We start from the raw sequence: 26,998 nt of genomic DNA on the forward strand, positions 1-26,998 counted from the left end.
ACTAAAAGTAAAACTTAAAGCTTATCAGCGTTTTCAGCTAAGTACTTGGCAACACCAGCAGGTGATGCATCCATACCCTTGTCGCCGTCTTTCCAACCCGCTGGGCACACTTCACCGTGCTGCTCATGGAAAATCAATGCATCAACGGTGCGAATGGTTTCATCAATGTTACGACCGATTGGCAGATCGTTAACGATTTGCGAACGAACTACGCCCGCTTCATCAATAATGAAAGTACCACGGAAAGCAACGCCATCAGCTGATTCTACGTCGTATGCCTTAGCAATTTCGTGCTTAACGTCAGCTACCAGTGTGTATTTAACCGGGCCGATGCCACCCTCATTTACAGGAGTGTTACGCCAAGCGTTGTGAGTGAACTGAGAGTCAATTGATACACCGATAACTTCAACATTACGCTTTTTGAACTCTTCTACACGGTGGTCAAACGCCAACAATTCAGAAGGACATACAAAAGTGAAGTCCAGTGGATAGAAGAACACAACTGCTTTTTTGCCTTTGGTGGCAGCTGCAAAGTTGTAACCGTCTACGATTTCGCCACTTGCCAATACCGCTGCTGCGGTGAAATCCGGTGCTTTTTTACCTACTAATACGCCCATAACAATACTCCTGATGGTTGATAGGTTAATCGGTGGGATAAATACCTGCTTTCAGCGACCGTAAATCTATTCAATTTGTATGAATATTTTATGGCCAGTTATTGATCGGCTGATATTTATCGATAGTGCGCCGCTATCATACACAGCCGAGGGAGCGTGTCATATTGATTTTCTATATAACCATCCAAAGACTATCGCTATGGCTAAAAGTTGATGTCACCCGCCATTTTTAGCGATTAGGTTATATTAACGAACAAAAAAACATTTCAAATAAGAACTCATCTCAAAAGTTGTTGACATAAATTATCATTAGCATTAAATTTTGATCATATGATTTTCGGTTAAACAACACGCAATTCAGGTTATTTCCCATGTACGTTTGTTTATGCAAAGGTATTACTGATCGTCAAATCAAAGCTGCTATCGATAATGGCGCCAGCTCTATTGGGCAGCTGCGCAAAGCATTAGGTGTTGCAAGTCAATGCGGTAAATGCTCCTCGATGACCCGCGAAATTCTGGATGAAGCACTCAATAGCGAAGCACCTATGATCAATGGCTTGCCGCAATTCTATGCAGTCGCCTGATCTATAACCTGAATAGCAATTAAAATCATTGTTATTTTTATCTAAATTTCTTTATACATCAACAACTTATAAAAACCTCCTCGCTTGACACCCCACCCGTTCAGGATCACACTTCCTCCAATTTCTTTCTCACGAAGCAAAAAGGAGAACGCCATGAAAGGTGATCCACAAGTAGTAGCCGTATTAAATAAAGTCCTGGGCAACGAACTGGTAGCAATTAACCAGTATTTCCTTCATTCACGTATGTACAAAGATTGGGGCCTGAAAGAACTGGCAGACCATGAGTACCATGAATCTATCGATGAAATGAAACATGCAGATGCGTTGGTCGAGCGCATTTTGTTTCTGGAAGGGCTACCGAATCTGCAAGATCTCGGCAAATTGCACATAGGCGAAGACACACAGGAAATGTTGAAATCAGATCTGAAGCTCGAATTAAAAGCGATTCCGGATTTGCGCGATGGCATCTTGGTCTGTGAAAGTGTGCGCGATTTTGTAAGCCGCGATTTACTGAAGAGCATTCTTGAATCAGAAGAGGAACATGTTGATTGGCTTGAAACCCAATTATCGCTGATCGATAAAGTAGGTATTCAAAATTATCTGCAATCGAAAATGGCATCCTCGTCTTGATCCGACAATGCTTTTCAGCGAGACAATAAAAAAGGAACTACAAGTTCCTTTTTTATTGTCGGTGCATTTTTATAGAACGATAAAAAATAGGCGCTCAGCCATTACATATTGATCCAACCATTTAATGCACGCAATTTGAACTGGGTATTGCCGTGTTTTAACACTACCCCATCAACATAAATTTCCTGCACCACAAATTGTCCAACAGAAATAATATTTCCTACACCAGCAGTCTGGTTATTAATAACCACACTGCTGACTCCATTCGCTAAAAAGTTATGCCGCAAATAAGTAATTGTTGGGATCGACTGGCGCATATTCCAGGGCAATGCATTGAAGTCAGGAATGTTGGTAATGCTTGCAAAAGTACGCGGTGGAAGATCCGGTTCGGTCTCCGCAGCAACAACACTACTTATATTTTCCTCCGCTGCAAATGGATCAACAACAGAAGCAGAACCAGTTGAAGATTCAGCCGCATACAACTCATTTATATCAGCATCAATTCCCGGTGCCGCCACCTCTGGCGCTTCATAGAGTTGATTCACGTCGGCACTCACTGCTGCACCAGCATTAGCATTAGCTACAGCAGGTGTTGATGTTGTAATTGTTGACTGTGTTGTGGTCACTGATCCTGCTGCAATGGATTGATTTTGAACAGAACTCAGAGCGTCTTTCGTAGGCGCTGGTAGTTGGGATACATGTTGTTCATTTACACTTATCGTAGCAACAGTTGGCTCTATAACAGCAACCGGCTCCGTTTGTGTGCTAGTTAATGATGCATCACTCCGCTTAAACCACCACAGTGCAGCAGCAATAAACGATAAGAAAACAATCAGCACAGCAACAATTAATGCCCACTTATAACCCTTTGAAGCCGATATACGAGCCAACTCGTGTGGCGTATGCAAAGTGCTAATATCCGGAACTGCATTTTGGTTTTTCCGTTCACTTTCAGCGCGATTCAGGGCATCTAATATTAATGACATTACTACAGCCCCTGCATATCCAATGGAGCAACAACCGGTTGCTCTTCGTGTAATTCAATGAGCGATTTATCAATCCCCAATGCTTCATTCAAACGGCGTAATGTCTGTGCATTGATAACGCCATCCGGAATAATATTGTGTGTCGATTGAAAAAGTTCTACGCGTTTTTTCAGGCGATCAGTAAAAAATTGCCGCGTCAGTGGCGCTGGTTGCTGATCAAGTTGCGCGAACTGCTCTGCAATCCAGGTCACCAGATCACTTTTATCCCCTACGCGCAAATCGCTATCAAAATCTTGCGGTCGCGACCACATATACAAAAAATCCCCATTCCATAAATCAGCGATATCATTCCATGGCAAGGTTTTATATTCACCATTGACCAGCAGCATGACCTGATTTTCACTCAAACCAATCAGTAAGCCATAGACCCATTTTTTATCGGGTGTAGCCAGCGTAATAAGCCCCGGGCGATTAATCTCTTTCAGCTCATCCCACGAATGAATACGGACTTTTTCGCAAACATAATTGGCTCCCTGAGCAAGCAGGCAAGGAGAGTTGTTATTCCTGGCCGTCAACCCAAGATAGCTAAGCAACCCTAACTGTGCCGCCGCTAAATCCCGCGTCGCCAAAGTGCTGACCTCTGGCACAAGAGGTTTGGCAAGAGTGCGAATTTCACTGAGGGAATGTACTACCACGGCAGAACTACTTGATGATGCAGATACTGAAGCGGGCGCTGATGAGCTCTGAACGGCAACAGGCGCTACCGAAGTGGATGCCTCATCCGGAACCCAAAACCAAACGGTAAGCATTACAGCCACGACTACTACAACGAACAGTGCGTGCCAGGATGTGCGCGACGCAGCCAATTTTTCTTCCTGTTGCGTGTTGGTACCCGCAACTTCTTTGATTGCAGCAGCAAAAATAGATTTATCAATATGATGCAGGTTTTGTGCATAAGCACCCAGTAATAACCGCTCACAAAGCACATTAATTAATCGGGGAATTCCACCGCTAAAGCGGTGTATTTTTTTGATCATTGAGTCGCTAAACGGCCGTACATGCTCAGGTAAACCCGCTATTTTTAGACGATGGGTTATATACGCTTTTGTTTCTGCCAAACTTAATGCTTCAAGATGAAAACGCGCGGTAATCCTCTGCGATAATTGTCGCAATGCAGGTCTGGCCAATAATTTTTTTAACTCTGGCTGGCCTACCAACATAATCTGCAACAATTTTTCAGTGGTCGTTTCAAGATTGGTCAGTAACCGGATCTGCTCCAACACCGGCACTTTCAATAATTGTGCTTCATCAATTAATAAAACGGTTTTGCGCCCTTTTCGATGATTATCCAACAGGAATTGATTAAGCGCGTCAGTCAGATTTTTTACCGTTAATTCATCTGCGATATAAACCACTCCCAATTCATCGCAGATAGTCGATAGCAACTCTGGGGCACTACCCATCGGGTTGAGAATAATTGCAATATCTGTATTAGAGGGCAATTGCTCCAGTAAACAGCGGATAATTGTCGTTTTACCTGTGCCGACCTCACCCGTCAGCATCACAAAACCGCCGTTTTGGATACCATAAAGTAAATGCGCCAACGCCTCCCGATGCTGGTCGCTCATAAAGAGATAGCGCGGGTTTACGGCGATGGAAAATGCAGGCTCTTTAAGCCCGAAAAATTCGTGGTACATAGCTAATCAACACACTGTTATTAGGATGCCGCCTTGAGCGGTGCTGAATCATAACAGGCCTGAGATCGCGCCGTTACTCTCTTGTTCCATGCACCAGAGCGATTGCCCGAAAAGCCCCAAATTGATACCATTGCCGCCTTTTTAAACAGGCACCGCCTGACTGTAGTTCCCCGCCAATTTGATCACTTTCCACACTATAGAGAGTTTCTATGTCAGTTGATTTTCGTTCAGCTTCCCTATCCTTATTGGCCAATCATGACGAATTTGTACAACGTCATATCGGTCCGGATGCCCAACAAACTGCCGCAATGCTGGCAACGCTGGGCGTCAGCTCAGTCAAGGAGCTGATCGATAAAACAGTGCCGGACAATATCCGCCTGAAAACCGAACTCAATTTAGGCAGTGCGGTTAGCGAATCAAACGCATTGGCACAGCTCAAAGCTATCGCCAGTAAAAACAAGATATTCAAGAACTACATCGGCATGGGCTACCACGACACCCATGTGCCGCTCGTCGTTTTGCGCAACGTATTGGAAAATCCTGGCTGGTACACCGCTTATACCCCCTACCAACCAGAAATCGCCCAAGGTCGCCTGGAAGCATTGTTGAATTACCAACAAATGATCATCGACCTCACCGGCATGGAAATGGCTAACGCCTCAGTGTTGGACGAAGGTACCGCTGCCGCCGAAGCCATGGCGATGTGTAAGCGTCAAAACAAAAAGAGCAAATCCGATGTATTTTTTGTAGATGCCGATACCCACCCGCAAACTATTGCGGTAGTGAAAACCCGTGCCGAACATTTTGGCTTTGAAGTGACTGTCGCAAAAGCGGATGAACTCGCCAATGGCGATTACTTCGGTGCCCTGCTCTCTTATCCTGGCTCTAGTGGACAGGTGCGCGATTTGACGGCATTAATTGAAACCGCACACAACAACAATGCACTGGTGACAGTAGCGTCGGATTTGATGTCGCTGATGCTGCTCAAATCGCCAGGCGCTATGGGTGCTGATGTTGTTGTGGGCACCAGCCAACGTTTTGGTGTGCCTATGGGCTTTGGTGGCCCACACGCCGGTTTCTTTGCCTTCCGCGATGCCTACAAACGCTCAGCCCCCGGCCGCATTATTGGTGTATCGATTGATGCGCGCGGCAAACAGGCATTGCGCATGGCAATGCAAACCCGTGAGCAACATATCCGCCGTGAGAAAGCCAACTCCAACATTTGTACCTCACAAGTATTGCTGGCAGTCATGAGTGTGTTCTATGCGATTTATCACGGCCCGGATGGCCTGAAACGTATCGCCAACCGCATTCACCGCTTAACTGCGATTACTGCAGCCGCATTAAAAGCAAAAGGTTTCGGTATCGCTAACAACCAGTTCTTTGACACCATTACCGTCAACGTGGGCGACAACCAGAAAGCCATTTACCAAGCTGCATTGCATGCCGAAATCAATTTACGTTTGGTAGGCAGTGATTCATTAGGTATCAGCCTGAATGAAACAACGTCTGCTGCTGATCTGGAAGCATTGCTCGCTGTATTTGGTGTTAGCGGAATTGAATTGGCATCGATTGATGAGCAAATTCTCGCCGGAAAAAATATCACTGCGAATAATGCAATCCCAACCGATTTGTTGCGCAGCGATGCGGTACTGACGCACCCCGTGTTCAATACCTATCACAGCGAAACCGAAATGTTGCGCTATTTGAAACGATTGGAATCTAAAGATATCGCCCTGAACAACGCGATGATTCCGCTCGGTTCTTGCACCATGAAATTAAATGCAACCGCCGAAATGATTCCCGTCACCTGGCCGGAATTTGGCAAGCTGCATCCGTTCGCACCAATTGATCAAGCAGAAGGCTACAAACAATTATTCGAAGAATTGCAAGAGATGCTCAAAGCCTGTACCGGTTACGATGCTATCAGCTTGCAACCTAACGCCGGTTCACAAGGTGAATACGCAGGCCTTGTTGCGATCAAAAAATATTTTGAAAGCAAAGGCGAAACCCAGCGCGATATTTGTTTGATCCCTGCATCTGCGCACGGCACCAACCCTGCCTCTGCACAAATGGTGAGTTATAAAGTTGTAGTAGTTGCCTGCGATAACAAAGGTAACGTTGATCTTGAAGATCTCGCTGCAAAAATCGCAACCTACGACAAACAAATCGCCTGCATCATGGTGACTTACCCATCCACGCACGGCGTATTTGAAGAAGGCATCACCCAACTGTGCGATATGGTTCATGCAGTAGGTGCCCAAGTGTATATCGACGGTGCGAATATGAATGCGCTCGTAGGCGTTGCTGCACCGGGTAAATTCGGTGGCGATGTTTCGCATTTGAATTTACACAAAACTTTTTGTATTCCACACGGCGGTGGCGGCCCTGGTATGGGGCCAATTGGTGTCGGCAAACATTTGGAGCCTTTCCTTGCAGCTCACCCGGTGCAAGCGGTTCCAGGTACTGATGTCAACAACGGTACTATTTCTGCAGCGCCATGGGGTTCTGCCAGCATCCTTCCGATCAGCTGGATGTATATCAAAATGATGGGCGCGGTTGGTATGCGCCAAGCGACTGAATTCGCAATGCTCAATGCAAACTATGTGGCGAAAAAATTGGAAGCGGCTTACCCGATTTTATACAAAGGTACCAATGGTTTTGTTGCGCACGAATGCCTACTAGATTTGCGCCCGTTAAAAGAAGCCAGTGGCATCAGCGAAGAAGACATCGCCAAGCGCTTGATGGACTTTGGTTTCCACGCCCCTACCATGTCATTCCCGGTAGCGGGCACACTCATGATTGAGCCAACCGAATCAGAATCCAAAATCGAATTGGATAAGTTTATCGAAGCGATGTTGATTATCCGCAAAGAAATCGATCAAGTAATCAACGGTGAAATCAGTGTGGAAGCCAGTGCATTGCACAATGCACCGCACACACAAGATGACGTACTGGAAGAAAATTGGACGCGCGCTTATTCACGCGAAGTTGCTGGCCGCCCCGCCAGCTGGCTGAAAAACCATAAAGTATGGCCTAGCGTAAACCGTATCGATAATGTGTATGGCGATCGCAATCTCGTTTGCTCATGCCCAAGTATCGATACATATATGGAATAAACGCAGTCTCATTTTCACATTAAAAAAGGATGCCAGCAAAACTGGCATCCTTTTTTATTTTAAGGGTATTTATTTTAAGGGTATTTATTTTAAGGGTATTTATTTTAATGAAATTGACTTTAATGAAGTTTTATTGTTGCTTTATTGTTGCGACAACAAGGCATCTATTTTTTTCAAATGATCCAGCAACGCAAGCGTAGGCAAACGCATTTCTGAAAAGTAATGCTCTGCCATAGGTGAGACACTACAATTGGAAGGTAAAGGCGCTTGTTGTTCGATCAACATATACATCTTAGGTAGAAAGATAAATTGCAACCATTGTGGAAAAGTCATGGTATCCACCGCGAAAGGTTGAACACTAGCCAAGGCAGACTCTGAAATCATCTCAGCTTCCCACAAGCGCAAGTCGCGCAATTCTTTTTCAATATCCATTAATGTTTCAGCAATTGAAATATGAAGTTGGCTCATGATGTTAATCAATAAAAGTAGTCATTTTATTTATGGACAACATGGGTAAATGGTGGCAAAGAGTTCAGGATCGCCTTGCCATAGCGTTTGGTAATGATGCGCCTATCAAGCAGACTGATTTTCCCCGTATCTGTTTCAGTGCGCAATAAACGCCCACAGGCCTGGATTAATTTGAGCGATGCATCCGGCACAGTGATTTCCATAAACGCATTACCGCCACGCGCCTCAACCCATTCCGATAGCGCCGCTTCAATTGGATCGTCCGGTACAGCAAAAGGTAATTTGGCAATAATAACGTGCGTGCAATATTTTCCGGGTAAATCCACACCTTCAGCAAAACTTGCCAAACCAAAGAGCACACTGCCCTCACCATCATCGATTCGTTTTTTATGCTGGGTCAACATTTCCTGCTTGGAGTTATCGCCCTGCACTAAAATAATATCGCGCAGATCTTGCGGCATTTCTTCGAACACATCGAGCATTTGCTTACGCGATGAAAAAAGCACAAGCGTACCTTCTGACGAATCAATTAAATTAGGTAAATCATCAATAATGGCCAGCGTGTGTGTATCGGCATTGGTTGCCTCAACCGTGCGTGCCGGAATTTCCAATGTGGCTTGTTGGAAATTAAAGGGGCTGGGCACAACCTGATAATTTGAATCTGATGGAGTACCTGCACGCATTTGGAAACGGTAAAAATTTCCCAATGCGGTTAAGGTGGCCGAGGTTATCACCGCACCGCAGGCTTTTTCCCACAGACTGAACTCCAATGTTTTGGCCGCAAGAATGGGGCTGGAACACACTTCAAGATCCATGTTTCCGCTGCTATCCACCGGCGTTAACCAACGGGCTTTCGGTACATTATTCGCCGAATCGGGTGTGGCAAAACTTGCCCATAAATCGCGGTTGGCTTCTGCGCGCGATTGCCACGCGCCCAGAATGGGATAATGATTTTCCAGATCAACTTTTGGCACAGGGCAATGCATATCTTCCATTGCCTGACTAATTTCATCGATCATTTTTTTCAATAAATCTGTGAGGCGATCAAAACCCTTATACAATTCGACACAAGGCACGAGTAAATCGTGCGGCACTACTCCACCATCAAAACGGTAATGCGATTGGCGATCATCAAACGCGATCGACTGTGCGAGCGATTCAAATATGGGATACAACTGATCCAAACGCTGCTTGCAATCGATGAGCGCCGCAGGTAACTGCTCACCAAAGCGATCCACATTTCCGGCACCACTGATAACACCGAGCATAGCGCCAAGCGATTTATTGCATTGGTCCAGCCATTTGCTGGTAGAAAGCATGCGGCTGTGATGCGCAAAATGGCTAAGCGCTTTTTGTGGCAAGTGATGTCCTTCATCAAAAACAAAAATAGTATCTTCCGGTGCGGGCAATATTGCACCACCACCCAAAGCTAAATCAGCAAGTACTAAATCGTGATTGGTGACAATGCAATCCACCGAGTGCATGGAATCGCGCGCTTTAAAAAAACTGCACGCCGATACATTGGAACAGCGACGGCCAGTACACTGACGATGGTCAGTGGTGATAATCTGCCATTCATTTTGTTCCAACGCTTGCGGCCAGGTATCGCGTTCGCCATTCCACTTATTGGAAGCCAACGCATCCACCATGGATTCGTAAAGTTTAAAGCTGTGTGCTGATACACTTGGATATTCGTCTTCATAAAGCGCGCGTGTTGGATTCAATCCGCTTTGATATTCAGCAATCAAATTATCCAGTTTGCTTAAACACAAATAACGGCCGCGGCCTTTGGCAAGCGTGAAGGTAAATGACAAACCACTGTTGCGATGCAACTCCGGTAAGTCTTTATTGACGATTTGCTCTTGTAGCGCGACGGTTGCAGTAGAGACGACGAGTTTTTTACCCAGCGCTTTGGCCATAACAATAGCGGGCAACAAATAAGCAATGGTTTTTCCTGTACCAGTGCCCGCCTCTACTACACAAATATGCTTACCTGCATGTTCATCGGGAATGCGATGGTTTTCATCATCCAATGCAATATTGCCGAGTGTTTTTGCAATCTCGGCAATCATCAATTTTTGACCGTACCGGGGCTTAAGCCCTTTGCTTTCCAGAAATTGGCTGTATGCGCCTTGAATTTGTTTCTTCAACGCATCAGTTAGCATTCGGCCAGTTTGCTCACAACGGGGTTAGCATAAATGCCAAGCGCGATTTCACGCTGTCCGGAAGGAATTGCATTCATACGCACCTCAAATTCAGTGCGCTCAGCAATCAGTTTTGCAGGGTCATAAGGCGTATTGTTCGCACCGTAATTAACAGCAGGTGTTTTGCCGTAAACCATTTCATAAGCAATACAATTTGTTGCGTGCAATACATAGTTACCCAGAATTTGATGATCCAAGGCAGCAACCAACTCATCTGTATCCTGATAGTCGCCATCCAATACATCGCCAAATGCCAAGTGGATATTACCTTTGTTGCCGGCAATTCCCATTGCAATGCTGCGCACGTCTTCATGCTCTTCTTTTTGGTAACTGCCTTCGGTGCGATGCAAATACAGTTCGCGCGCTTTGGCTGCATCACATGGGTCAAGCTCATAAGAAATGGATACGGGCACAATACGCAATTTTTTGACGTAATCAGCAAGTTCATCTGCTTTAGGCTTATTCAGCATCAACATCCCCAACACTGCCGAGTTGGTTTTGTCATTACCGTCTTTGGCACGCCCTTCACGCTGCGCAATCCAAATGCTTGAATTTTCATTCACAATTGAGTGATGAATGTATGCAGACAAATGCTTTGCTGCTTTTAATTTTTCACGTGGTGCTTTGGCGGAGCGGTTAACAATAAAACTTTTGTTTAAACGCATCAGGTCAGAGGCGAACGGCTTAGTCAGCAAATTGTCGCCAATCGCAATACGCAAGGTATTACAACCATTGTGGTACAGCACCCAATTCACAAATGCTGGGTCCATCGCAATATCGCGATGATTGCTAATAAATAAATACGCGCTGTGCTTGTCCAATTTTTCCAAGCCGGAAAATGTCAGCTCTTTTACACAGGTCTCCATCATGCCTGACATGTATTTTTCTACTACTGACTGGAACCCTTGCACATCCTGAATTCCTGACAGCTGTTGGGTCAATTTGCTGCGAACTAACGGTTTTAATAACCACCCCAACCAACTATGCAATGCGGGAAATTTCAGTCGGGTGACGGCATCGGTAAACTCCTGATCGGCCAGCAAACGATCCAAGGTTGGGCGAACTTCGTCGTCGCGATAAGGGCGAATATCATCAAATTCAGTCATAGCGGAGGTCATTACTCGAAGGTGAAACAACACAGACAACCAAGCTCGATCACATACCTGTAAAACAGGCTTGGCATACTGGCACTAGCCAGAGAAAATAGGCGCACAAAATACCGAAAAGAGCCCGAAAATGCCACCAAAAACACGGATTCACACCGCCTCTTCATTATGCCCCTGCGGCTCGCAGAAAACCTATGGCGAGTGCTGCCTGCCTTTTATTGAAGGGCTGCAAGCTCCAGCGAGCGCCGAGCAGCTCATGCGCTCACGCTATAGCGCCCATGTTGTGCTGGCGATTGATTATCTTTGGGATACATGGAGCCCGGAGCAACGTTTGCGCTCGTCACCAAAGAATATACAAGCTTGGGCTGAAAGCTGCGAATGGATGGGGCTACAGATATTGTCTACTGAAAAAGGAAGCGCAGCAGATGAGGCAGGGATAGTTGAGTTTGTTGCTATTTTCCGTAGCCATGGAGAGCTACAGCAACATCATGAGCGCTCGTTGTTCAAAAAAGTATTGGGCAAGTGGCTATATGTCGATTACCAGGAATAAGACTACCCGCCAATTTCTTCTGTAAAACGTTGTTTGTGATAATGCTACAGAATGTGACATAAGCAGCGATCCGGGCAAAAAAACACCGTTATGCGATTTAGGTATTCGACTCACAACCCATCTCTACTTACACTGCGCGCCAAGCCATAACGGCTGCCTGAGCGCAGCAAATCCAATAAAAAAGGCTAAACTCATTTTTATTTCTATCGCAAATCAGTATTCATATCACGCCTATGAAAATTCTTCTGGTGGAAGACAGTGCAACACTCCGTTATGCCATGCGCAATTACATTATTGATGCTGGCCACGAACCCTTATTGGCGCGCAGCGGTGAAGAGGCATTACAACTTTTAGAAAATACCCCTGTTGATATGATCATCATGGATGTTGAAATGCCGGGGCTAAATGGTTTTGAAACTACACGTTTGATTCGCGAGTGGCTCGCTGGCCACTGGATACCCATTATTTTCGTCACCGGTCTGAATGAGGACGAAGACTATCGCGAAGGGATTGAAGCAGGTGGAGACGATTATTTAATCAAGCCTGTGAGTTTTATGATCATAAAGGCGAAAATTCGCGCAATGGAACGCATTGCAGAAATGCGCGATCAATTGAACCAGCTCAACGCCGAACTGGAAGCATTGAGCCAACTCGACAGCCTGACCCAAATTTATAATCGCCGCACGTTCAATGAACTCGCGCAGCAACAGTGGACGCAGGCAAAACGCCACCAACAATCGATTAGTGCATTGATGATCGATGTTGATCATTTCAAATTATTTAATGATCACTATGGTCATCCCGCAGGCGATGCCTGTTTAAAGAAAGTCACGCAAGCAATCAAAAGCTGTTTACACAGAAGCACGGATATTTTGGGGCGCTACGGCGGCGAAGAATTTATTGTGCTGTTGCCCGAGACTGATGCCAAAGGCGCAATGCGTGTTGCGCAATCCATCAGCGAAGCGCTGGAAACATTGGAACTTCGCCACGATGTTTCTCCCACTAGCCAATTTGTAACTGCCAGTATTGGCGGCGCTACCTGTTTACGCACCACAGGCCATGATTTGGAAGAGCTAATCAAGAATGCAGACCGTGCACTTTATAAGGCCAAACGTGCCGGGCGAAATCGCAGCTGGGTAGATGAAGTGGCTACGCACAAAACCCTGTTATTGGCAGATAACAATCCGGATTTACTCAGTTATTTCAGCAACCATTTACAAACCCATTTTAATTTACTCGTTGCCGACACACAGCGTGAATGTCTGGAGCTTGCCGTAGATTTGCACCCTGATTTAATTTTATTGGGCACAGGTATTGCCAACACTGAAGCAGGTGCTGAACTGTGTAAAATTTTGGCACGAACCCCAAAAACGGCGAGCATCACGTTATCACTGGTCAGCGAATCGACACGTGTTGATGATATCGAAATAGCGAATAATCTCGGTATTGAACATCATCTTAATAAACAGATGACCGGACCAGCACTGCTGAATAAAATCATCCAAATACTGCGTTAGCAGTCTACATCGGGTAATCACTCACAAATACTATGCAATAAAAAATCCGCTGGCACTGGGTGCGAGCGGATTTTTTATTGCATAGTATTTAATGAATTTTATTTGGAACGCAGCGAGTTATACCAATTAACATCGCGCGAAAATTTATCAACCTGATCTGCCACATCCAACACCAACGCAAACAAAGCCATGCGCACCAACACTCCATTATCCGTTTGGCGGAAAATAGCCAAATTAGGGTTTGCATTTAAATCGTTATCCAGTTCATTCGCATCAGCGCGAGAGTCACGCGGCAGTGGATGCATGATCACTGTGTTTGGTTCGCAATATTGCGTGTAGATCGATTGGTTCAAACGGAAGCGGCCGCGATACAAATCAGCTTCGTCTTTACTCGCAAAACGTTCTTCCTGAATGCGGGTGGAATAAGCAATATCGATACTGCCAATACTTTTGTGCAAGTCATCCGTAATCACCACAGAGTGCCCTGCTTTACGTAAATCTTCCACAATATATTCTGGCATCGCCAGTTCTTTGGGAGAGACCAAAGTCAAACTGATATTGTTAAATACACACAATAATTTGCACAGCGAATGCACAGTGCGTCCATGTTTTAAATCACCAATCATCGCAATACGCAAACCATCAATGGTGCGATTTTTTGAGCGCAGCTCTTTGCGGATGGTATACAAATCCAGCAAAGCTTGAGTAGGATGCTCATTAGCTCCATCACCACCGTTGATGACCGGAACACGGCTGCCCTCGGCGAATTCAGCCACAGAGCCGGATTGCGGATGGCGCATGCAAATAACATCGCTGTAACCCGAGAGCACGCGCGCAGTATCGAACAAAGACTCACCTTTCGTCAGGGATGAACTTTCAAACCCGGTTGTTTCCCTGACATTTCCGCCCAACAAATTAAACGCTGAGCCGAAACTCACCCGGGTGCGGGTACTAGGCTCGAAAAACATATTCCCCAGAATGGCCCCTTCCAATACTCGCGTCACTTTGCGGCGTAAAGCATAGGGCTCCATGGCATCTGCCACATCAAAAATGCGCTGGATATCAGCACGTTCAAACTGGGTAATAGAGAGAATATGTGCGCCGGTAAAATTCACAAGAATTCCTTAGCGGAGACCGCTGGCCAGGAAAGGCATTAGCCCGAGGAAGAAAACAAACGAGTAAGCAATAAAACGGGCGACATTTTAGCGGCAGAGTGAGGCGATACCAACGGCATCGACGAAAAAAAACACCTAATCGAGTGGAATCAGTGTTATCAGTTCAGTATCTGCACGCCGCTCTTTGGTTGGCAGGGATGGCATGAGGCGAGCCATAGCCGCCGCTGCCGTCGCCCGATACGTAGTGAGTTTCCCACCCATGATCGACAGAACCCGCGGCTTCGCCTCATCGTCCACCGAAAACATGACCTCGCGCGGGCGTGAAAAGGCAGTTTTGTCGCTCTTGGGCAAAACCCTTAAACCGGCAAATGACTCAACCTCTGCCGGAAGCGATAACTGGGGGAAGTAATGCGATAGTGTTGTTAGTAAATAACGCTTTTCATCCTCTGAACACGCTGCTTGCTCCGGAGCGCCCTGATGGATTCTTTCTGTAGTCCCAACCATCAACTTGCCTTCCCACGGCAATACAAATACAGCCCGCCTGTCCTGCGGAGCTTCAACGTAAAAATATTGATCCAACAACGGAGGCAACAGCAGATGACTGCCCTGAACTAATTCGACCGCAGGCAATGGTAAAGCCGGCGTTACTTTTGCCAGGACTTGATTTACCCAAGGCCCCGCACAATTGACCAACACCCGGCAACTGATTGATTGGACGCCGCTCGCACCTTCTACATCCACCTTGCAACACTGCCCGTTACGTTCAGCGCCAAGGAATTTGGCCGGCATCATCACATCTGCCCCCAAAATAATGGCGGATTGTAAAACGGCGCGAGTCAGCGCCGCATCATCGGTCTGTGCTTCTTGATAGCGAAACACCGCCTTGAGGTTATCCTGACGCAACCCCTCCAGGCCTTGCCATTCCTTACGGGATAATTGACGAAATAAAGCATGACTATTCAAACCAGCCAACAACGCGTACAGGCTCAAACCTGCGCGAATAGTTAAGGCCGAACGGGAGGAATTCTCATAGATAGGAATGTGTAACGGCTGCAACTTTACTAATTCAGGTGCCAATTTCAACAGCAGCGCGCGCTCACGCAGACTTTCATGTACCAAACCAAATTGGCCAGATTCTAAATAGCGCAAACCACCATGGATAAGCTTGGAGGATTTACTTGAGGTACCTGCTGCCGGTGCCGTTTGCTCGACAACCAACACTGAATAACCCGCTGCAGCTGCCGCTTGAGCAACACCCGCCCCCTGAATCCCAGCCCCAATGACGACAATGTCATATTTCATTCTTGTGCTTCCGATAAAAGACAACGGAAGTATAGATCAGAGTTGTAAAAATGTTCGACAAGAAAAATGCAGCGTAAGACGACACTATAGCGGAAACTTCTTTGCCCTATCCCACATATAGCAAAATGCTACTTTAAATTTTTAATATATTTTGGAACCTCGATCATTCGATGTAAAAGGAAAGCAATTACAGCAATGATTGCTGACGTAGAAATGATATCGAGCAGTGAATGGTATTGTTGATACAGCATCAAGCATCCATAGAGCACCATTGAACCCGCGAACCATTTCCAACGGTGGGGAAAAATTTTACAAAGTGCAACGACAAGCGACAGTGCGACTGCCGTGTGTGTACTGTAATCCAACCCCAAAGCAGGCCATAAGCCTACGGCTTTATCCAAAAACATCAAACTATAAGAAACCAACAATAAGCTCATTAAGTATAAAAAGAAAAAAACAGGCGCACGGAAATTAGGCCAGAATTGATAGATTTTTATAACAAGGCCTAGCATAAATAAAATTAATAAAAACGGAATGTAAGCGTCTGCAATAGCATCCAGTGTTTCGTAGCTCATTATTTTTAAATCGTTGATTTAACACATTGAAATTTGAGGAAAGTAAGCAGTTCATTGAATGGTTTGGAGCTTTTTCTAGCCCCAAACCACCAAGCATTTAGGCTATCTAATTCTTTCCCAAATCGTTACTTCCGAGAGTGTATGCTGGAACTTGCGCTTGGTCTCGCGGATTACGAAGGGAACTTCTTGCGGGCCTTTTATCAGACGGAAATGTTTTCCAAGGTGAGCATGCAATCCATCCAGAGTGGTAAAACTTTCACCATCTTTTTTGAAACCACCAATCCAGTCTTCACGTGGCGTGTGCTCAGCAAGCCAGGTATAGGGTGAGGTAAGCATCAGGATTCCGCCCACCTGTAAGCGTTCATGAATGGTACTGAGGAATTTTGCGGGGCTGTAGAGTCGATCAATTAAATTAGCGGCGATAATGAAATCATAATCTGTAAAAACGGATTTCAAATTACAGGCATCGCCTTGCGAAAATTCTACTTTTTCTTTGACTTCAGCCAAATCCAATTCAGCCAACGAGCGCGATTTATAGGATACAAGCTCACCTTCATCTGCCAATGTATAACGCAGGGTTTCTCCGGCGGCGAGCTGCACACCCACATTGATAAAGCGCGCAGAAAAATCTACACCTGTCACGCTGTCAAAATGTTTTGCCAATTCAAACGTTGCACGGCCAGTAGCACAACCAAGGTCCAGCGCTTTGCGCTTGGGTTTATCAATCAACTGGGTTACAGCTAAATCCACTAATGCTTTGGAAAAGTTTGGCACACCAAAATATTCATCGCCGTAATGAAATTCGGCATATTCCGATACTAATTTATCGGTTTCATAATAAGAATTTGGCACAGGTTTTATTTCTCCAGAAACAACATAACGGAAACCCGCATGTTGGAAAAAATGGCGACGGAACGCATAGCGCGACGAGCGCAAACTTTCATTGCCACAGGAAATCCACGAGCCGCCTTTAATTAAATTGTGGCGCTCATCAAATGTAGGGGTGGTGAAATCATCGTAAATTGCATGAACCTCAAAACCGTCAAATGGATAAATCGGCGTTTCGGTCCATTGCCATACATTACCTACCACATCAAAAAAATCACCGTGGGCAAAGTAATTTACCGGACATGACGACGAGCCATGATCCAAATGGATATTCGCGTCAGCTGCATTGCCAGATACGTCTTGCAAACCTGCCACATCATACAGACGATACCATTCGTCTTCCGTTGGCAAACGTACCGCCAAACCGGTTTCAGATTTTTTCCAATTGCAAAAGGCTTTTGCTTCATGGTAATTCACTTCTACCGGCCAATCCCAAGGCATAGGCACTTCTTCTGTCATTAACCGCAAATACCAACCATTGGTTTTTTTCACCCAAAATGTCGGATGCTGCGCTTTGGTGTAGGAAAGCCAGCCTTTACCCTCTTCTTCCCAGTTATGAGAATTCAGATAACCGCCAGCTTCTACAAATTGCAAAAATTCCTGATTGCTCACCAAAAATTTCGCTGCTTCAAATGCAGTCACATCTGCAGTGTGAGTACCATATTCATTATCCCAACCATAAAATGCATCGGTTTTATCTTTAGCGAGGAGCACTTGCCCTGCACTGACATTCACCAGCGTATTTTCCGGTGCAATACCCGTAATGCGATTGGGTTGCCAGTCGGGCGAGTTGTTAACGAATTCGAGTTTGTGTTGGCGAATCAATACAGATGATGTTTCTAAATGAATTCGCTCATGCTCAATTCCCATGATGATCGCCCACCAAGGGTTATTCCAGTCCACAGGTAATTGCAGCGGCGCGTTATCAATCAGATCCAGCACCATTGCACGCACTTGGTCACGGTACGATTTTACTTCTGCGGGAGTGGGCCACTGATAATTCGCATCATTCAGATCATCCCAACTCATTTCGTCCACGCCTACTGCAAACATGGATTCAAAGCGGTGATTCAAACGCTCACTGATCATGCGCGTGAGTAATAATTTGTTAACAAAAAATGTCGCTGTATGGCCGTAATAAAAAATGAGTGGATGGCGCAGAGTAATCGGTTTGGTGTAAAACGCCTGTTCGTTAGCAAGGCATTCAAATAAGGATTCGTAAGTAGTGAACGTATCCAAAAAATAATTGCGCAAACTGTTGCGCATGCTGGCTTCATCACCATCACGTAAATTCGGAGTTCGGGAAAATAGTGGATTGCGCGATAACAATGGTTTATCCCCGTGAACAAATTCAACACTCTGTATGAATTGTGGTGATGGGGACTGAGCGGTTTTACGCAAGGATTGTCCTGAATACATCGTTAAGCTCCTGATCTGTTCCTATTCGTTAGGTGACATTTCGTTAGGTGGCATAGAGGGGAGAGAGCCACCTCGGCAATGACATCGCCCCACAAGTGATAAAGATGCAGCAACAACCCCAACGTTACAAAAGCAAGATGGCAACATTATCAGGCCTGATGGCGGCCTACATAATCTTTGGCAAATTGCCATGCAACCCGGCCACTGCGTGCACCGCGCGTTCTATGCCACAAGAGCGCAGCCTCACGGGCATTATCACCCCAGGTTCCGCCAAGTTCTGTCACCCAATAATGAGCAGCCGCCAAATAATCGTCTTGGGAAAACGGGTAAAAACTTAACCAGAGACCAAAACGTTCTGACAGGGATACCTTCTCTTCGATACTGTCATTAGGGCGGACTTCGCCATCCTCGTAACTGACAACATCGAGGTTATCGCGCATCTTCTGCGGGAGCAGATGGCGGCGGTTGCTCGTGGCATAGAACAACATATTCGCAGTCGGCGCAGAAATAGATCCATCCAATACGGATTTCAATGCTTTATAGCTGATCTCACCTTCTTCAAACGATAAATCATCGCAAAAGATGATGAACTTTTCCGGCCGCTCACCAACCAGATCCACGATATCGGCCAAATGCAGCAGGTCGGTTTTATCTACCTCGATAATCTTCAACCCTTCTTTTGCAAAGGCTGTCCACACCGCTTTCACCAGAGTCGATTTACCTGTACCTCTTGCACCGGTAAGCAATACGTTATTCGCCTGCCGCCCCGCTACAAATTGGCGGGTATTGCGCACAATAGAATCCTTTTGGGAATCAATGTTCTTTAGCGCACCCAAGTCTACATAGTGAGGATGTTTCACGGCTTGCAAATAGCCAGAGCCGTTGGCTTTTACGCGCCAACGAAAAGCATTGGCAGACCAATCCGGCGCTAGTGTGGGGGGCGGCAAAACAGCTTCTACACGATCAACCAGTTGCTCAAGGCGGGATATAAATTGCTCAAAATCTGACACACTAAAATTCCTGATGTTATGAAAAAGTAAGGCATAGACCACTGAGTAGACTAATAAAAGGTTATTAGCCAAGGGAAAAGACTGGTCTATATTGTAAGAAGTCTCTTTGATGCACAAGTTTAGGGTATGTATGTTTACTAAACAGGAATTACAAGTGATTGGGCAAACGCTGGCTCAAAAGCGCGCCTGGATCACTAAAAACATCAATAACAGCGAGCTTAATAAAGCCGAGCTGGAACAAAACCTTCAGGCGATTGAATCGGTTTTACAAAAAATATCGACGCAATTCAAAGCTTCAAATGGCGATAAAAATACCGTTAACCACTATATTTCGGAAAAATCCGTCTCCCCTATCCGCCAAGCTGCTTTTGGCCGCAGGCAAGAGCTAGCGCCGGGGCAAATCCGTGTTCTGTTGGTCGATGATGACCAGGTAATATGTGAATTGATGGCAGCCTATTTGAATGCTTCTGGAATTTACTTAATTGATTTTGCCAACGATGGCATGCGAGGCATTAGCATGATGTATGACGCCAATCCAATTTATGATCTGGTGTTATGCGATTGGAATATGCCCAGCAAATCAGGCATAGAAGTTCATAATGCAATGCGTGCAGCAGAACGGTATCTGGGTACCGTTTTTATGTTGGTAACCGCAGTAAGCGAAGCCAAACAAATCCGCTCAGCAATTGAAGATGGTGTTGATGATTATGTGGTGAAACCCATTGAGCATGATAAGTTGATCAAAAAAATCGCGCGTTTCTTTCCACAGGTGCAAGCAGGTGAAATTTAAAGAGTAACACGTAAAAAATACCGTGTTATAAAAATCCACCCCCTTCAGAAAAATACATTCAAAGGGCTTGGCTCGCCAAGCCCATAAACAACGCGGTTAATCTACCCAGCTTCTACTTCTGCCATAAAATCCAGTGCCGCCTGTTGGCGTATCGCACGTCGATGATTAGCCATCAGCTTTTTAATTTTTTCCTGATCGCACACTTGTCTATCTAACATCACACGTGTTTTTAATTCACCTACCGGCTCTGCTGTCGGGCATTTACTGAAAACAAACTGGTTTGAAATCAAATCCATAAAGGGGCCAGATTTACTGCTTGGCATAATAAAGTTCAACTGCAAACCCAAGCTTTCGGTTAGATAATTGATGACTTCGCGCGAACGATGCTCGTCCATTTTTGAAAATGCTTCATCTACCAACACCATCCGTAAATGGCTGTTACCTTCATTGAAACGAAATGCTGAGGTAATAGCAGCACTGCGAATAATATACGCAGGCGTTTCCAGCTGACCACCCGACCCCGTGCCATATTGGCTCAAGGCAATAGGTGCTTTACCTTCAGGCTGTTTGAAAATTTCATAGCGACGATAGTTGCGATAATCTGCAATACGTGTTAATTCGCGCAGCGCTTTTTGTTCATCTTCATCAAGCAGCATATTCATCAAACGCTCGCGAACGCGTTGATGCTTATCATCCAGCTTCATATTGAACAGAGTTTCCCCCTCATCCAAACTTGGGCTATCGATCACGGCCTTAAAGAATTGCCAGTATTCTTTAAATTCCGGCACCCACTCCCAATCAAAGCGGAAACTCTCTCGGTCAGCACCAAATCGGTGATGTTCCAACTCTTTATTCAAATCCTCAAGAATCTTTTTGCCATCGTTAATCGCTTGATAAATGGAATGGCACAAATTGGTTACAAACGCGTTATTAAAACTTTCACGTAAGGATTCAATCTCTTGATGACGCTGTGCCAAAATATGATTTTTGTCGCGATTGTAAAGTGCATCAAACTGGCGACGCATATCACAGATTGCACGGAAGTTATCACTACCCAAGTCATCCGTGTAATCAAGATCAACCAGAATAGAATCGCTCGTTGAACAAAATTGATTGTGTACCATCGCAGCCTGCTGAAGACGATGCAATATGGTTTTCAATTCTGCGTTAACACCCGCCAATTGTGCTTCGTAATAAGCGGTGCCGTGCATGAGCACCGACTCATCAGCAGAGAGCAATCGTGCATCGGCATCAAACTCAGGCCAGTAGGCAACAATAGCCTGTACATTAGCCTCACAAATATCGGCCTGTTCAAGCGTTTTTTCTTGTTCGATATCGAGCTTTTGGCACAGATTATCTGCAAGCTTTAATTCTGCACGACAATCTACTTGCGCATTATTCAAACGTGCATATTCCTGATTCTGTGTTTGCAAACGTATTTGTAATTGTTCTAATTCCGATTCAAGTGCCTTGGTATCTGTCAGATCCAGCTGCTGCAATTTGGAATCAATTGCTTGTATTTTATTTTGTGTCGCAAACATCGATTGTAAAACATCAGCATATTGCAAGGGTTTTAATTTATCTAACGCAATCAGAAGTGCTTGTGCTTCCTCTGCAAATTTTGTAGCAGCTTGCCATTCACTGACCTGATGGTGAAATTCATTGCGCTTGGCATCTAACGCACGCTCACGCGCGCCCTGGCCAAACACCAACTCAGAATCAGCCATATCACAGCGAAACATCGCATAATTACCAGAACCCATTGCATCTTTGGTGATACCACGGCGAGTATTTTTTAATTCCTGGGCATTATCAACACGCTGTACATTCCCGTAACTGGCTTTGATATAGGCTTCTGCAGTTGCATGTGAAAAATTCATCACATGAATGATGGAGTTGGACGCAACCTCGCCCGACTTATCCAAATCTTTACGCGCTTTTTCTCCTTGAATAATGCGTGCACGGTTTCCCTGCCCTGCCATATTGCGCACTATGGCAATCGCTTCTGCTTCGTACGCAGGCTCCACAATAATGCCAAAACGCGCCGCGCCAATATAACCTTCAATAGCAGCCTGCCACTCGCGATCAATCACCTCAACATAATCACACAAAACCCGCGCATCAGCCTTAGGGCATTGCGCTGCAATCGCATCTAATGCCGCACGCACAAAACCGGGGTAACTCACCTGATGTGATTCCAGTGTTTGTATTTCACGGCGCTTGGTTTCCGTTTGCTTCTGTAATCGCTCTGTTTGCGTTTTTCGTTTGTCTCGTTCTTGTGCAAGTTGGTCACGCAAGTTGATACGCATCGCACTGGTATCAACATCAAATAAATTAGCAATAAAAGCGTTATGGTTTTTTTGTATTGCGATTACTTTCTTTAATTGAGGCTCTAAAGGACTGACATCAATCAAATCACGATTTAACAACTGATGAATATCAAGCGATTCCGTTTCCGCACAAACATCCTTAACCAACGCGGCCAAGCCAGCGTCTTTTAATAGAGGCACTTCAACGGCAATGGATGTCTGACGTAAAGCATCGGAAAACTGCTGCACCGCATCCAAATTCACCAACATTTGTTGGTGTTGTTTGCGCAATTCAGGAACTAGCGATTGCAGCAGCGTCTCCTGATTGTGTTTTTCTTGCTCCAGCTGGTCTTTATCACGCAGCGCAGGTACACCCAAACGACGTGCTGTAGCAGCAAGAATGAGCTGATTAATCTCGTCGCGTTGCGCTTCGCATGCAGCTAATGTCTGTTGATGTGCCGCTGATGTTTCCCTAAGCAATTGCTGTTTATGTTTCGCTTCTAAATACAGTTTTTGCGAATCGCTGTAACGCCGTTTCGCCAATGAATATTGCAGCACTTGTTGCTCAAGCCAATTGGCAATAAATTTATCGGCTTGCTCACGCCCTTGCGCCATACGCTCAATACCCTGACGCAACGTACGCGCATCCGCTTCCATTGTGTGGATGCGTTTAAGCATGGTGGACACCGTACGGATGGCCTCTCCCAAATCGCGGTACTCAAGTATTTCATTGGCCACAAATTCATCAATTCCTTTGATGGGTTTGTATGCCATAAAACGGGAAAATGCACGTGCCGCATTCATGGCTTCACGCTCGGATACGGCATCTTTTTTTCCACGCAGAATGCCGTATAGACGGCATAAGTAAGTTTTTTTCTTATCGTATTTTTCGACTTGTTGTTGTCCGTATTGACGACGCAACCCTGCATAAAGCTTATCAAGCGGCACTACATATTTATGCGTTTTTTCTTCTTTCAGAAGATCATTAAGGCTGAGCGCGACATCACTCAAAATATAGAATTGAGTATCATCCAGACGCGCCACTTTTTGCAGTGATGCGCCCTGCCCTGCCGTTTCCAAAAATGCACGCATGCCAATCAATGCGGTAAATGGCTCACTGTTTTCACCTTGAGTAGGATAAAAAACCGCTGCCAGGTAGCCATCACAACCCTGTGGCCGCGCGTACGCACCATCATCACAACCCAATACATAAGAAGCGAGTGTACGGACGAGCTTTCCGCCGCGCCCACGCTGGCTGGATTCATCCTGCCCGGGGTTAAAATGAAAAAGGTTATCATGTGCCGCCGTCATCACTGTCTGGATAGCATCAGCTGCTGTGGTTTTTCCAGATCCATTACCGCCCGAAAACAAATTGATGGGGCCAAATTCAAATTCCGTATTAGGAACATTTCCCCAGTTCACGTAGATAAATTTTTTCAGATACATAATTATTCTTCCGCTGCAAAAAGCGAACGATTTAAATGAGGAGATGATTTTTTTGAAGATGGCGAGCTATTGTCTTGTTGTTCATCAGTTTCTTCGTCTACCAGCAACAAATTTCCGGCAAGATGATTACGAATTTGCTCAAGCCATTCATTACTCACCAAGCTGATAATCAATGGGCGAATTTTGATCCAGCTTTCCCCTGAATCGATATCAGCCTCGGCAAAAAAGTTGATCAAACGCAGTTGACGTAAACGTTTAAAGGCCTGACGGCGCTCACCGATATTTTCTGGCAAGCTACGGCGCAATAAGCTTTTCATAGCCAAAGCAATTGCTTCCAATGACAAGGTGGCACAACCTTGCTCATCAATGCTGCCCTCGCGTAATGCCTTGTCATATTCCGCCCGCAACACTAACACTAAGGCCACTTCGTGTTGATTCAATCGGCTGCGCAGACCGGTATTAAAAGATTCATCTGCTTCATCGTCCATACCCGGAAGACGCGCCCCCGGCGGGAGAATCCGCACAAAGCGGAAATGGCTGTCATGCTGGAAGCGAATTCCCATTAAATTAAAATAATCATTGATCAATTCGTGAATACGCAAAAACCGGTCATATAATTCCGCTTCAACTTGGCTATCATCACGGCACAATACACCATAGTCCAAAAGACGCTGAACCAACTCGCGCCAGTTATCCAGACTCAAATTGTGTTTATCCAGCTGTTCTTGCAGCAATACACTTAATGGGTTACTCATGCTCTGCACCATCATCAATCAGGCGAATAATAAATTCATCGCGCCGTGTAAAATAATTATTCGTCGATACCAGTGGTGCCCCTTGTAACCATGAAGCCTCTTGATCAACCTCAAAACGATAACGCGACGAAAGATTCGCAGCAGCACCCACTTCTATCGCATGGGATAAATTTAGTAGTTCTTGCATAGAATTCGCTTTTAACTCGCTACTGCGAATATGTCCTTTATCAACAAGCGCGGCGTGTACATAATCGCGCAAACTGCTGGACTGTAAAATAAACGCTTTATCTAACGCCTGCTGGATAAAAAGATCTTTCTGCGCCTCAACATCCAAGGCTTTATCATCATCCAGCATCGAGCGCACCACATGAATGGTTCGCGGCGCACGCAATTGAATTTGTGCAGGATCAACAAAACCAATATTCATGCTCGCAATCGATTCGCCCTGCTCAAGCAACAATTGATCTTGTTGCTCACCGCTTAATTTTCCTAATGCATGATAAATATCCATTAAATCATCTTGCCCTCGGCTGTTAATGTAACTGAGCTGGCGAATGATGATATCGGCGCGCTGGGTAAATGTATTAAGGGCGCGTCGCAGTGCTGGCAACATAATGTCGCATGCATTTTTTAAACGCGAATCAATCGTTTGCAGTAGTGTTTCCAAAAGGGAAATACCAGGAACGACTTTTTGTGGAAGAGCCTTGCGCAAACGAATTTCCATAACAGCACGCCAATCTTTTGCCGCTGTCTCTGCATCACCTTGACCGTATTTACGTTTGCGGCGAATTTTAGTGATGATGTCCGCGATTTGATCGCGATACTTTTCAACACTATCTGCTGACAAACGAACTTCCAGATCGGGCTTGAACACAGTTTCCATAAAATCAAAAAATTCGTCGCTCGCCTGTTGAATCAGTTGGCGAGACTCAACCTCGCGCACTAATTGACGCTTGCGTTCTTCCAATTCAGCAATTACATCGGTGAAATCGCTAATAATGCGCTCTGAATATTCATAGGCATCGAGCAAGTCGTTGATTTCTCCTTGATCATAAAATGCCTGCAAACTATTGCGGGTATTGCGGGTATTGCGATTACGCGTGCGAAATTGATTAGCATCGTTATCGGCAAAGGGCTGGGTAAACAAACGCCCCATGCGACTGAAACCATAACTACTTTGTAAGCTAGTTTCATCAACCTGCTTTTCCAGCCACCCATTCTCAATTAAACGATTGATAATAAAACTGGCAAGGTCGCGCTGGGTTTTGAATCGCCCTTCAGTGACATCATCACTTTCTCCAGTTTCCGTATCGCCGTCAGCATCAAGGATCGGCGCACGAGCAATGGCTTCTTTAAAAATATCAACCAGTTGTTCGCGATTCATAGCATGACCATAATCGCGCAAGTCAGTATAAAGACGCTGATAAAGAAGTCGCAGGCACTCAGCGACTAGCTCACGGTACTTACCAGTGAGGGGATTAAAAAAATGCTGGCGGGAATCACTAAAGAACATCAGGAATTGTCACAACGACAAACTGTTAAATACAGTGTTGAGCAAAGGTTTTTTGCTCATCAACAGTCCACTCTTTGGATGGCTTTACCATCATCACTTCACACCAATCAGCAGAACCTGCTTCTGGATTCTTATTTTTCATTGCTTCAACTTTGGTTACTGATTCTTCAGGAATGATGTCGGTAATAGGTACATCAGGATTTGCAACAGTTTGCATTAATTGTGATTCAGCCTCTTGGGCAATTTTAGTTAACGCTTGCAGTTGAATCTCGGCATTCTTCTGTTGCTCAATTTGATACTTTGAATACATTAGCAAGGCAACACCAAGAAGAATGACAAGAAAACTACAAATGAACAATGCTGCAATCAGCTTGTTTGCACGAAAAAAATTTAACATA

Annotated in this window: 21 protein-coding genes; 6 read left to right on the forward strand and 15 right to left on the reverse strand. The window is 45.3% G+C overall.

The window, feature by feature from the left end; all coding sequences use genetic code 11:
* Nucleotides 1-14: 14 nt before the first annotated feature.
* Nucleotides 15-617 carry a peroxiredoxin gene (locus VC28_RS06660; RefSeq protein ID WP_049629958.1) on the reverse strand — a complete coding sequence of 201 codons (603 nt, stop codon included), beginning with the start codon at nt 615-617 and terminating at the stop codon, nt 15-17.
* A gap of 371 nt (nt 618-988) precedes the next feature.
* Between VC28_RS06660 and VC28_RS06665 the strand changes: the two genes are divergently transcribed.
* Both VC28_RS06665 and bfr read left to right on the forward strand, forming a co-directional pair.
* Entirely contained in the window at nt 989-1,201 is a 213-nt protein-coding gene (locus VC28_RS06665; RefSeq protein WP_049629959.1) for a bacterioferritin-associated ferredoxin, read from the forward strand.
* Between the two features lie 153 nt (nt 1,202-1,354).
* Nucleotides 1,355-1,831, forward strand: a complete 477-nt coding sequence (gene bfr, locus VC28_RS06670; RefSeq protein WP_049629960.1) for a bacterioferritin — start codon at nt 1,355-1,357, stop codon at nt 1,829-1,831.
* 101 nt (nt 1,832-1,932) lie between these two features.
* Here the strand turns inward: bfr and VC28_RS06675 are convergent, their stop codons facing one another.
* Together VC28_RS06675 and VC28_RS06680 are read right to left on the reverse strand one after the other, a co-directional pair.
* On the reverse strand, nt 1,933-2,817 hold the full coding sequence (locus tag VC28_RS06675; protein ID WP_049629961.1) for a general secretion pathway protein GspB: 885 nt from the start codon (nt 2,815-2,817) through the stop codon (nt 1,933-1,935).
* Between the two features lie 2 nt (nt 2,818-2,819).
* The gene (locus VC28_RS06680) at nt 2,820-4,514 is read right to left on the reverse strand and encodes an ExeA family protein (protein WP_049629962.1); all 1,695 of its coding nucleotides are present in this window, start codon (nt 4,512-4,514) and stop codon (nt 2,820-2,822) included.
* A gap of 209 nt (nt 4,515-4,723) precedes the next feature.
* Here VC28_RS06680 and gcvP point away from each other — a divergent pair, with 209 nt between their 5' ends.
* Nucleotides 4,724-7,633 (forward strand): aminomethyl-transferring glycine dehydrogenase, encoded by a 2,910-nt coding sequence (gene gcvP / locus VC28_RS06685; RefSeq protein WP_049629963.1) that lies wholly within the window; start codon nt 4,724-4,726, stop codon nt 7,631-7,633.
* 141 nt (nt 7,634-7,774) lie between these two features.
* On the opposite strand, the gene VC28_RS06690 is transcribed toward gcvP, so the two are convergent.
* Genes VC28_RS06690 through VC28_RS06700 form a run of 3 tightly spaced genes read right to left on the reverse strand, consistent with a single transcriptional unit; the run spans nt 7,775 to nt 11,411 of the window.
* Nucleotides 7,775-8,101 carry a YqcC family protein gene (locus VC28_RS06690; protein ID WP_049629964.1) on the reverse strand — a complete coding sequence of 109 codons (327 nt, stop codon included), beginning with the start codon at nt 8,099-8,101 and terminating at the stop codon, nt 7,775-7,777.
* A gap of 26 nt (nt 8,102-8,127) precedes the next feature.
* A complete protein-coding gene (gene dinG, locus VC28_RS06695) occupies nt 8,128-10,266 on the reverse strand; it encodes an ATP-dependent DNA helicase DinG (RefSeq protein WP_049629965.1) in 2,139 nt (712 codons plus the stop codon).
* Entirely contained in the window at nt 10,260-11,411 is a 1,152-nt protein-coding gene (locus tag VC28_RS06700) for a 1-acyl-sn-glycerol-3-phosphate acyltransferase (protein WP_049629966.1), read from the reverse strand. The genes dinG and VC28_RS06700 overlap by 7 nt, the downstream gene beginning before the upstream one ends.
* A gap of 130 nt (nt 11,412-11,541) precedes the next feature.
* On the opposite strand from VC28_RS06700, the gene VC28_RS06705 reads away from it, so the two are divergent.
* Nucleotides 11,542-11,961 carry a YchJ family protein gene (locus VC28_RS06705; protein ID WP_049632224.1) on the forward strand — a complete coding sequence of 140 codons (420 nt, stop codon included), beginning with the start codon at nt 11,542-11,544 and terminating at the stop codon, nt 11,959-11,961.
* 233 nt (nt 11,962-12,194) lie between these two features.
* The gene (locus VC28_RS06710; RefSeq protein WP_049629967.1) at nt 12,195-13,478 is read left to right on the forward strand and encodes a diguanylate cyclase; all 1,284 of its coding nucleotides are present in this window, start codon (nt 12,195-12,197) and stop codon (nt 13,476-13,478) included.
* Between the two features lie 98 nt (nt 13,479-13,576).
* Here the strand turns inward: VC28_RS06710 and VC28_RS06715 are convergent, their stop codons facing one another.
* From VC28_RS06715 to VC28_RS06735, 5 genes are all read right to left on the reverse strand, one after another.
* Nucleotides 13,577-14,593 (reverse strand): aspartate carbamoyltransferase, encoded by a 1,017-nt coding sequence (locus VC28_RS06715; protein ID WP_049629968.1) that lies wholly within the window; start codon nt 14,591-14,593, stop codon nt 13,577-13,579.
* Between the two features lie 135 nt (nt 14,594-14,728).
* Nucleotides 14,729-15,895 (reverse strand): glycerol-3-phosphate dehydrogenase/oxidase, encoded by a 1,167-nt coding sequence (locus VC28_RS06720; protein ID WP_049629969.1) that lies wholly within the window; start codon nt 15,893-15,895, stop codon nt 14,729-14,731.
* A 128-nt stretch (nt 15,896-16,023) separates the two neighbouring features.
* The gene (locus tag VC28_RS06725; protein WP_049629970.1) at nt 16,024-16,470 is read right to left on the reverse strand and encodes a hypothetical protein; all 447 of its coding nucleotides are present in this window, start codon (nt 16,468-16,470) and stop codon (nt 16,024-16,026) included.
* Between the two features lie 102 nt (nt 16,471-16,572).
* Entirely contained in the window at nt 16,573-18,777 is a 2,205-nt protein-coding gene (gene ovoA / locus VC28_RS06730) for a 5-histidylcysteine sulfoxide synthase (protein WP_049629971.1), read from the reverse strand.
* A 149-nt stretch (nt 18,778-18,926) separates the two neighbouring features.
* The gene (locus VC28_RS06735) at nt 18,927-19,787 is read right to left on the reverse strand and encodes an ATP-binding protein (protein ID WP_049629972.1); all 861 of its coding nucleotides are present in this window, start codon (nt 19,785-19,787) and stop codon (nt 18,927-18,929) included.
* A gap of 130 nt (nt 19,788-19,917) precedes the next feature.
* On the opposite strand from VC28_RS06735, the gene VC28_RS06740 reads away from it, so the two are divergent.
* Nucleotides 19,918-20,577, forward strand: a complete 660-nt coding sequence (locus VC28_RS06740) for a response regulator (protein ID WP_049629973.1) — start codon at nt 19,918-19,920, stop codon at nt 20,575-20,577.
* 101 nt (nt 20,578-20,678) lie between these two features.
* Here VC28_RS06740 and VC28_RS06745 read toward each other — a convergent pair whose 3' ends face one another.
* Genes VC28_RS06745 through VC28_RS19830 form a run of 4 tightly spaced genes read right to left on the reverse strand, consistent with a single transcriptional unit; the run spans nt 20,679 to nt 26,997 of the window.
* Complete coding sequence (locus tag VC28_RS06745; RefSeq protein ID WP_049629974.1) at nt 20,679-24,332, reverse strand: ATP-binding protein; 3,654 nt, start codon at nt 24,330-24,332, stop codon at nt 20,679-20,681.
* Nucleotides 24,333-24,334: 2 nt separating this feature from the next.
* On the reverse strand, nt 24,335-25,087 hold the full coding sequence (locus VC28_RS06750) for a DUF4194 domain-containing protein (protein ID WP_049629975.1): 753 nt from the start codon (nt 25,085-25,087) through the stop codon (nt 24,335-24,337).
* On the reverse strand, nt 25,080-26,600 hold the full coding sequence (locus VC28_RS06755) for a Wadjet anti-phage system protein JetA family protein (protein WP_049629976.1): 1,521 nt from the start codon (nt 26,598-26,600) through the stop codon (nt 25,080-25,082). Before VC28_RS06755 ends, VC28_RS06750 begins: the two co-directional genes overlap by 8 nt.
* A 25-nt stretch (nt 26,601-26,625) precedes the next feature.
* Nucleotides 26,626-26,997, reverse strand: coding sequence for a DUF3012 domain-containing protein (locus VC28_RS19830; protein ID WP_049629977.1), 372 nt, complete (start codon nt 26,995-26,997; stop codon nt 26,626-26,628).
* Between the last annotated feature and the right edge of the window lies 1 nt (nt 26,998).

The organism is Cellvibrio sp. pealriver (assembly GCF_001183545.1).
GTDB lineage: Bacteria > Pseudomonadota > Gammaproteobacteria > Pseudomonadales > Cellvibrionaceae > Cellvibrio.